The organism is Candidatus Zymogenus saltonus (assembly GCA_016929395.1).
Classification (GTDB): Bacteria; Desulfobacterota; Zymogenia; order Zymogenales; family Zymogenaceae; genus Zymogenus; species Zymogenus saltonus.
The window spans coordinates 26302-33978 of sequence record JAFGIX010000076.1 but is presented as its reverse complement, the minus strand read 5'-3'; the positions used below and the strand labels follow the sequence as shown (position 1 = coordinate 33978).

9 protein-coding genes are annotated in these 7677 nt (G+C 52.6%); 3 read left to right on the top strand and 6 right to left on the bottom strand.

Going from position 1 to position 7677, the window contains the following annotated elements; translation table 11 throughout:
* Positions 1 to 41: 41 nt before the first annotated feature.
* Positions 42 to 701, bottom strand: coding sequence for a tetratricopeptide repeat protein (locus JW984_14400; GenBank protein ID MBN1574387.1), 660 nt, complete (start codon positions 699 to 701; stop codon positions 42 to 44).
* A gap of 233 nt (positions 702 to 934) precedes the next feature.
* Between JW984_14400 and JW984_14395 the strand changes: the two genes are divergently transcribed.
* Genes JW984_14395 through JW984_14385 form a run of 3 tightly spaced genes read left to right on the top strand, consistent with a single transcriptional unit; the run spans position 935 to position 4071 of the window.
* Positions 935 to 1966, top strand: coding sequence for a hypothetical protein (locus JW984_14395; protein ID MBN1574386.1), 1032 nt, complete (start codon positions 935 to 937; stop codon positions 1964 to 1966).
* 40 nt (positions 1967 to 2006) lie between these two features.
* The gene (gene alr, locus JW984_14390; GenBank protein MBN1574385.1) at positions 2007 to 3146 is read left to right on the top strand and encodes an alanine racemase; all 1140 of its coding nucleotides are present in this window, start codon (positions 2007 to 2009) and stop codon (positions 3144 to 3146) included.
* Positions 3139 to 4071 carry a phosphotransferase gene (locus JW984_14385; protein MBN1574384.1) on the top strand — a complete coding sequence of 311 codons (933 nt, stop codon included), beginning with the start codon at positions 3139 to 3141 and terminating at the stop codon, positions 4069 to 4071. The genes alr and JW984_14385 overlap by 8 nt, the downstream gene beginning before the upstream one ends.
* A gap of 94 nt (positions 4072 to 4165) precedes the next feature.
* Here the strand turns inward: JW984_14385 and JW984_14380 are convergent, their stop codons facing one another.
* The 5 genes from JW984_14380 to gmhB form a co-directional block, all read right to left on the bottom strand.
* The gene (locus JW984_14380) at positions 4166 to 4759 is read right to left on the bottom strand and encodes an NAD(P)H-dependent oxidoreductase (GenBank protein MBN1574383.1); all 594 of its coding nucleotides are present in this window, start codon (positions 4757 to 4759) and stop codon (positions 4166 to 4168) included.
* Positions 4760 to 4821: 62 nt separating this feature from the next.
* Positions 4822 to 5511 (bottom strand): spermidine synthase, encoded by a 690-nt coding sequence (locus tag JW984_14375; GenBank protein ID MBN1574382.1) that lies wholly within the window; start codon positions 5509 to 5511, stop codon positions 4822 to 4824.
* A gap of 308 nt (positions 5512 to 5819) precedes the next feature.
* Positions 5820 to 6872, bottom strand: a complete 1053-nt coding sequence (gene waaF / locus JW984_14370; protein MBN1574381.1) for a lipopolysaccharide heptosyltransferase II — start codon at positions 6870 to 6872, stop codon at positions 5820 to 5822.
* Positions 6873 to 6880: 8 nt separating this feature from the next.
* Positions 6881 to 7051: a Trm112 family protein gene (locus JW984_14365; protein MBN1574380.1), complete on the bottom strand. Its 171-nt coding sequence runs from the start codon at positions 7049 to 7051 to the stop codon at positions 6881 to 6883.
* A gap of 35 nt (positions 7052 to 7086) precedes the next feature.
* Positions 7087 to 7662, bottom strand: coding sequence for a D-glycero-beta-D-manno-heptose 1,7-bisphosphate 7-phosphatase (gene gmhB / locus JW984_14360; protein MBN1574379.1), 576 nt, complete (start codon positions 7660 to 7662; stop codon positions 7087 to 7089).
* Positions 7663 to 7677: the final 15 nt, after the last annotated feature.

The following is a 7677-nucleotide window of genomic DNA, read 5'->3' as shown; positions in this document are numbered from 1 at the left end:
TGGCATTGCCTCTCCTTTCTAATTTGGAGAACAGTACCATCTTACATCCAACTATCCCCCTTGTCTACTTTTTGGGGTCCATTACAGTATATACAATCATTATCAGGCTCGATAGATCCAAAATTAGGGTCCAAATTTATAACAGTGTTGAAATCTGACAAGGCATTTTCATACTTTTTCATATAATAATATGAATACCCTCTGTTGTAATATAAAAGAGGATAATTAGGGCACAATTCAATTGCTTTGTTTGATTCTGGAATTGAATCCTCCCACCGAGACATATTAGCAAGTATATTCCCCTTTAATGCATAAGCTTCGTAATCTTTTGGGGCCAATTCTATATATTTATTAATGTCTGAAAGCGCCTTTTCATTTTTACCTAAATTGCCTAATGCCGCGGCACGATAAAAGTAAACCTCTGAATTACTTGGATCAAGCTCAATAGCCTCATCAAGATACTCAATTCCCTCTTCATATTTTTCTTCACTTAGAAGTATTACGGCCGTATTGAAGAGCTCTTTCGATTTATTCATTGTTTTTACCTCCTCAGAAATTATGCCACCCACACCAGCTAAGATAGCGACACATACTTTCAACAAAAAAAAGACAACAACAACTGCAATGACAATCCCTACTATCTTCTTTACCACCCTATCCGTTACCTCATTTGACATCTCCTCTTTTTCTTTATCGACCATTTCGCACCCCCAACATATATTAACCGTTAATTTGCCAAATGTAATTGTATTCAATTTCTGTTTCTATGTCAAGGGTATTTTCAATTCCCAAATGGACCTTATGCAAGCAGCCTGAAATAATTACCGCGTGAAGCAACGCCGACATTATCCCCTTTACAAAACCCAAAAATCGATATATAAAGTTCGTGGAACCCAAACCTAAATGAATATCAATAACTCTTTGGATTGAAACAGTGAGAAGATTCAAGATTTCCACGGCAATTTTATTATCTGTGCTCGTCGTATCGGCGATCGCTTTTTCAACAACGGCGTCGGCAGAGGAGGTCGAGGCGGTTAAGGTAATAACCCACTTCGACGAGGAGAAGGGACTTGTCTCAAACAACATCTTCGGCCTCATGGCGGAGGCCTCCGGCAAGGGGTGGGGGCTTTTTATCGCCTCGGTAGGCGGCCTTCACGTCTACGTCGACGACGTCTTCCTATCGATATTCCAGGGGAGGGCGGCGGTAGTCCTGAATGCGGATTACTCAACTACGGAGGAGGGGGACCCGACCGAGACCCTCTGGACCTACGCCGCCGGGGAGAAGTTGGAGGACAACCTCCTTTATCGGGTCTCTTCCGAGAGCGGCCTCTGGACGGCGGAGAGGCTAACGTCCCCAAGGGAAGAGGTCACGGCGCTCTCCGCCCGGCACAGAACCCTCTACATCGGAACGGACAGCTCCCTCTACTACATTGAAGAGTCGGAACTCAAAGGTGCTTTGAATGTCGAATACAGGAAGATATTGACCGGCGTTTCGATAAATACGGTCGTATCAATGGGGGACGGAACCCTGGCCCTTGGGATGAGGGAGGAAGGGTCGGGAGCATCGGGCCTCAAGATCATAGGGGGGGAGATCTCCGGCGTAACCGGCTGGGTCGATCGGCTTTCGGGGGTGGATGTCACCGCCCTTCTTACGACCGAAGACGGCCTCCTAATCGGCACCGAGTCCTCGGGGATATATTTATTGGGTGAAGGAGGGGAGGTAAGGAATATAACGACTTCAAGCCCCACGGGGAAGATAAACGAAATACTATTAGACAACGGCAGGCTCTGCGTAGCGGCGGACGGGGGACTCTTCGTAGGGGATTTGACGACGCTTACGAGATGCGGGCTTACGGGATTTGACGGATCGGTCACCGCCCTGGCACCCGGCCCCGGCTCCCTCTTCTGGGTTGGCACAAAAAGCAATGGGCTCTACCTTGTCGAATATTTAGGGGCGAAGAAGTAGGCCGGCCTTACCCCTGAAAAATCATTAGCTTTGTGAACCTATGTTCAATGAAACCGTAATAAGGGACACCAGGGCCGTGGTCGATCTCGACCGGATCAGGGAGTCCGTCTCCGGTATAAGAAAGCTCGTTGGGGACGGCGTCGAGATCATGGCCGTGGTCAAGGCGGACGGCTACGGCCACGGCGCGGTGAGGGTGGCCAAAAAGGCCCTGAGATCGGGGGCGGAATCCCTCGCCGTTGCCTACCCGGAGGAGGGGGCGGAGCTCAGGGATAACGGCATAACGGCGCCGGTCCTCGTCCTGGGGCTTACCTCTCCCAAAATCAAGGGGGCGATGGAGAAGGTCGTGGGCTGCGGCCTTACCCAGACCGTGGCCGACACCGAGCTCCCCAGGGCGCTGAACGCGGCGACTCCTGAGGGTAAAAGGGTTCCGGTCCACATCAAGGTCGACACCGGCATGGGGAGGATCGGGATAGGGATCGAGGACGTTATCGAGTACATCTTATTTCTCAAGGGCCTCAAGAAGATCGAGATAGAGGGGATATATACCCACTTCCCATCTTCAGACGAGGCGGACAAGGGATTTACGAAGCGCCAGATCGAGGCATTCCTACGCCTCCTTAAAGAGCTGAAGGGAATGGGGATCGACATCCCGAAGGCGCACATGGCAAACAGCGGCGGTATCCTGGCCCACCCTAAATCCCATCTAACGTCCGTCAGGGCCGGGATAATGCTCTACGGCCTATACCCGTCCGGTGAGGTCGAGCGGTCTATCCCGCTGACCCCGGCGATGAGCTTTATCACCCGGGTCAGGTACTTGAAGAAGGTTCCGAAGGGAACCACCATAAGCTACGGGAGAAGTTTCGTCACTGAGAGGGAGACGGCGGTCGCCACGCTCCCGGTGGGTTACGCGGACGGTTACCTCAGAATCCTCTCCAACAGAAGACACGTGCTGGTCGGGGGAAAACAGGCCCCAATCATCGGGCGGGTCTGCATGGACATGACCATGGTCGATGTTACCGATATCTCCGGGGTCGAGGTGGGTGACGAGGTCGTCCTCTTCGGCCGCCAGGGGGAAAGCGAAATTCACATAGATCAAATGGCCGAGTGGCTCAACACCATCAACTACGAGGTAACGTGCATCGTGGGGAAGCGCGTCCCGAGGGTATATATTAATGAGTAGAAAGGAAAAGGGCCGAACCGGCGTCAGGGCCGACTCGTTTCTCCCATACGGCTTTAAGAAGGTAAAGGAAGGGGGGACGAGCTACTATCTCAGGGGGGAACTTATCGATCCCTTATTGAAGTCGGGCGTGTTGTCACCGGACAAGGGAACCACCCCCGAAGGCCCGGCCGTGCCCCTCGGTGGGGGCAGGGGGAGCGCCTTTAAGACGGAGATTTCTGGAGTGGGGGGTGTGGTGGTCAGACGCTACCGCCGTGGGGGGCTGTTTGGAAAGATCGTAAAGGATGGATACCTCGTCCCGCACCGCGCCTTGAGCGAGCTCTTCTCCCTCACAACGGCAAGGGCGAGGGGTGTTCCGGCGCCGAACGCCATCGGGGCGTCGGAGAAAAGAAGGCGGTTTTTGTTTATCCCCTCCCCCCTCTACACCGCCGCAATCGCAACCGCGGAGATTTCGGGCAGCGTGAATCTCCCGGAATTTCTCGGTAGAGAGGATAACTTAAACTCCAAAGCGGTAGTGCTCAACCGGGCCGGCGCGGCGATAAGGAAAATGCACGACGCCGGAATATATCATAGAGACCTTAACATGAATAACCTTCTCGTCAAAAGCGGAGAGGGGGAGATATTCATCATCGATTTTGACAGGGCTAAGGTCTGCGATTTTCTCTCCCGACGAATGCTGGAGAGAAACCTGAGACGCCTGCTGCGCTCCGCCAGAAAATTGGCGGGATTAGGGCTGTCCACCACGGACGAAAACTTCAGGCATATCCTTATCGGCTACACGAAAGGAGACGAGGCGGACCTCAGAAGGCTTGTCAAAAAAACAATATCCTCCCCCCTCCTGAAGATCAGGGGGTGCGTAAGCAGGGTTATGCACGGTTTGTTTTCCGGCGTGAAGGGTGAGCGACATTCATACAGAGTAATATTTTGAAGACCGAGGATCGTTTTAGGATCGAGGAGTCGAGGTTGCCCTCATTTAAGGGGTCTCCCGCCTGCGGATAACCGGCATCAGTTATCCTCGGCTTTTAAGCGGGGAATATCCTCTCCACGATCCCCTCGACCTCATCGAGCCACACGATTCGCTCCTGAAGCGAGCTTGTGGCAACCACGTTGAACATCTTTCTGTGAAAGTTCTTCACGCCGCAGAGGTCGAAGATGCACCTCCTCCACAATGTATCGAGTGGATCGGAAAACACCTTAATCTCCCTCTCGTCGGGGGTGTTGGACGTATTTATGACCAGGGCGGCCTTTGCCTTGAGCAGACCTATCGGGACGCCGTCGCCCGCGTCCCCCTCCACAAACCTGTAGGCGACGCCGGGGCGAAAGGCCCTGTCTATCCACCCCTTCAGGACGGCGGGGGGCTGTCCCCACCAGTTCGGGTGTATTATCACTATCCCGTCAGCATCGTGAAGCTCCGAGCAATGCTTATCAATTATTTTGTCAAGGGGGGCGTCATCCGGGATCTCTGCCGAGGGGAGGATCGGATCAAATCCCTCCCCATAAAGGTCGTGAAAAACGACCGAGTGTCCCATCCTCTTAAGCACTTCGACAGCCCTTTGAGAGACGGCATGGTTGAGACTTGCTGGATCGGGGTGTCCCAAAATCACCAATATTTTCATATTATTACTATACTCGAATTCAACAACGTGAGTCTGTTGATTCAACTTATACTATAATGCGATCAATCCCGAACGGCCGTATAGATAGCCGTGGGCGGCAACTCCTCCCGGATGTTCGGGTCTTCAAACAACCTGACCTTAAATCCCCCGAAGAGTTCATCGAGCACGACCTCGATCTCCTCGTCCGGCCTGTGCGACCATAGGGCGAATACGCCTCCGCGCTTCAACGCCCTTCTGATCTTCTTCATACCTGAAACGGTGTAGAGATAACCGTTCCCCTCGAGGATCAGAAAAGAGGGACCGTTGTCCACGTCCATGAGGATCAGGTCGAAAAAGCGCCTCCTCTTCTCCATCAGCTCCATCACATCCCCGTGGTGGACCCTGACCCTGCGATCGAAGAGGGCGCCGCCGTTGAAATGTCTCAGGTGCGTCCTGTTCCAGCGAATCACCGCCTCCTCGATCTCGGAGACCCATACCTCCGATATTGCTTTTTCCTTCAGTATCTCGTTAAGCGTCAAACCCAAACCGAGCCCCCCCACAAGGGCTGTGAGTCCCTCTCTCTTCGGGGCGATCTTCACCGCCTCGGAGGCGAGGATACGTTCGGACGGCCCATCTGTGGCGGCCATTACGTAGTGGCCCCCCACCAAAAGCTCGAAACACCGTTTCCCTTCAGTACCCTTATGCTTAAGCATCACGGTACCGCCGACGCCGTCTTCGCTTTCGACCACCCTGGCAATCTTTTTTACACTCATAATCTACCACGGAGAGCTAAAAAAGTATTTAGCCGGCCAATTTGGTGAAAAATCGTCTAATATTACAAGATTAAAATATCGAAAAATTTATGAAAGAAAAGTATCTAATACATAGCACATATATAGACATCTTGTTCTGGATAAGTTGTGGATAAACTCCTTGGCAAAGCCCATAACTGCTTGAAAATACGAACTATTTCAAGAACTGCTTAAATATTAAGCATCTCTTTTGTTTAATATTTTCAATATGTTGCTACCTTTTTAGGACTATTTTCGTCGAAAAAATATGTGTCTTTACTTAAACTATATTATTCTTTATTCCGCTCCCCGTTAAGTAAAAATTCCCTCGCCTTCCTTACTACAGCATCGGCCTCTATGAGATCCATGCACCGGTGATGTCCCTCGGGACAGACCCTTTTCAGGCACGGGGAGCATTCGACGTCGTCGCGCCTTACGATTTTGGCCCTTCCCTCTTTGACCATCGGGGCCGTGGTGACGTGGTTTGTGGAGCCGAATATCGCAACGATCGGAACGTCGAGGGCCGCGGCGATATGCATAGGGCCGGAATCGTTGGTGATAAATACATCCATAAACGATATCACGGAGATCAGCTCCTTAACGGTCGTCCTTCCCGCCAAGGAGATCTGCTGTGTCTTCATGGATGAAACAACAGCATCCGCCGCTTCGACGTCCCCCGGGCCTCCAAAGACAACGGCCCTCCCACCGAACTCCCCAACGAGGCTGTCCGCCGCCTCGGCAAACCTCTCCGGGTACCACATCTTAGCAATGCCGTAGGCGGCCCCCGGATTTATCCCTATCAACGGGCCCTCCGCTCCCCCTCGAGAAAGGCCGTATTTTTTGAGAAGGTCGGTTCCTCTCTTCCTTTCTTCATCTCCCAAAACCAGGGAGGGAATGGCCGAGGGGCCGGGATCGCCCAATACGGAGACGAGATTCCTGTAATACTCCATCTGGTGGACATTCCTTATCTCCTCGGTCCTCGTAACCCTCTTTGTCAATAGGGGCGATCTGAGATCGGCGGCGTAACCCACCCTCTCCTTTATCCCCCCTGCAAACAGCAGCAGCGCGGAGTGAAGGGAGCGGGGAAACGCTATCCCGAGGTCGTATCTCTTCGCCCTGACAGCCCTGATAAGATCGATCTCCCCCAAAATCCCCGTCTTGTATTCGACGACTGAGTCTATCACGTCTGACCCGAGCCCGGCGGAAAAGAGATCCCCCAGGGGCCGCTTTACGGCAACGTCGATCTCGGCATCGGGAAAGATGTTTCTCACCGAATAGACGGCCGGCAGCGACATAAAGACGTCCCCGATCCAGTTGGTGCCCTTAACTAAAATCCTGTTCATATCTAAAATCAATCCAAGGGCTTTGCCTCGTCTATGAGCATAATCGGGATGTCGTCCTTAATCTCGTAGAGGAGCTTACACGCGCCGCACTTAAGTCCATCCCCCTCCTTTGTCAGCTCCAGGTCCCCCTTGCACTTGGGACACGCCAAAATATCCAGAAGCTCTTTATCGATGGGCATCTTATCCCTCCTCTTTATCTATGGATAATTACGGTTTAAGAACCTAAAATGTATTTTACGGCGGAGAGAAGGTCTTCGCAGGTGTGGTCGGGAACGATCCCCTCAGCTTTTAGCTTTTCCGCCTCCTCCGCCCCGTGGCCGGAGAGAAGCAAAACGGTCTTTGCGCCGATATTCTTCCCGAGCTCGATGTCCCCTTTATGATCCCCCACCACAAAGGAACCGTCGATTGAAACCCCGAACTCCTCTTCGGCCTTCTTGACCATCCCGGCCTTCGGCTTTCTGCAGTCACAGTCAACTCCGTATTCCCCGCTCCCGAAATCGGGATGGTGCGGGCAGTAGTAGACGGCGTCTACGAAGGCCCCCTTCACGTTCAGCTCAAAGAGCATCTTGTCGTTCACCTTCATCACGTCCTCCTCGGTGAAGTAGCCCCTCGCCACCCCGGACTGGTTCGACACAACGATCACGGCGAATCCCGCGTCGTTGAGGAGCCTGATCGCCTCGGCCGCACCGTCGATAAGAACGAAATCCTCAGGCCTTGCGAGATACCCCACCTCCACATTTATCGTGCCGTCTCTGTCCAAAAAAACCGCCCTCTTATTGGTTTTTTTCATTCAAATACCCACTAT

What these genes read in the sequence shown, in the direction of transcription:
- JW984_14400 (MBN1574387.1), bottom strand. Translation starts at nt 701, where the DNA reads ATGGTCGATAAAGAAAAAGAGGAGATGTCAAATGAGGTAACGGATAGG.
- alr (MBN1574385.1), top strand. Translation starts at nt 2,007, where the DNA reads ATGTTCAATGAAACCGTAATAAGGGACACCAGGGCCGTGGTCGATCTC.
- JW984_14385 (MBN1574384.1), top strand. Translation starts at nt 3,139, where the DNA reads ATGAGTAGAAAGGAAAAGGGCCGAACCGGCGTCAGGGCCGACTCGTTT.
- JW984_14380 (MBN1574383.1), bottom strand. Translation starts at nt 4,759, where the DNA reads ATGAAAATATTGGTGATTTTGGGACACCCCGATCCAGCAAGTCTCAAC.
- JW984_14375 (MBN1574382.1), bottom strand. Translation starts at nt 5,511, where the DNA reads ATGAGTGTAAAAAAGATTGCCAGGGTGGTCGAAAGCGAAGACGGCGTC.
- waaF (MBN1574381.1), bottom strand. Translation starts at nt 6,872, where the DNA reads ATGAACAGGATTTTAGTTAAGGGCACCAACTGGATCGGGGACGTCTTT.
- JW984_14365 (MBN1574380.1), bottom strand. Translation starts at nt 7,051, where the DNA reads ATGCCCATCGATAAAGAGCTTCTGGATATTTTGGCGTGTCCCAAGTGC.
- gmhB (MBN1574379.1), bottom strand. Translation starts at nt 7,662, where the DNA reads ATGAAAAAAACCAATAAGAGGGCGGTTTTTTTGGACAGAGACGGCACG.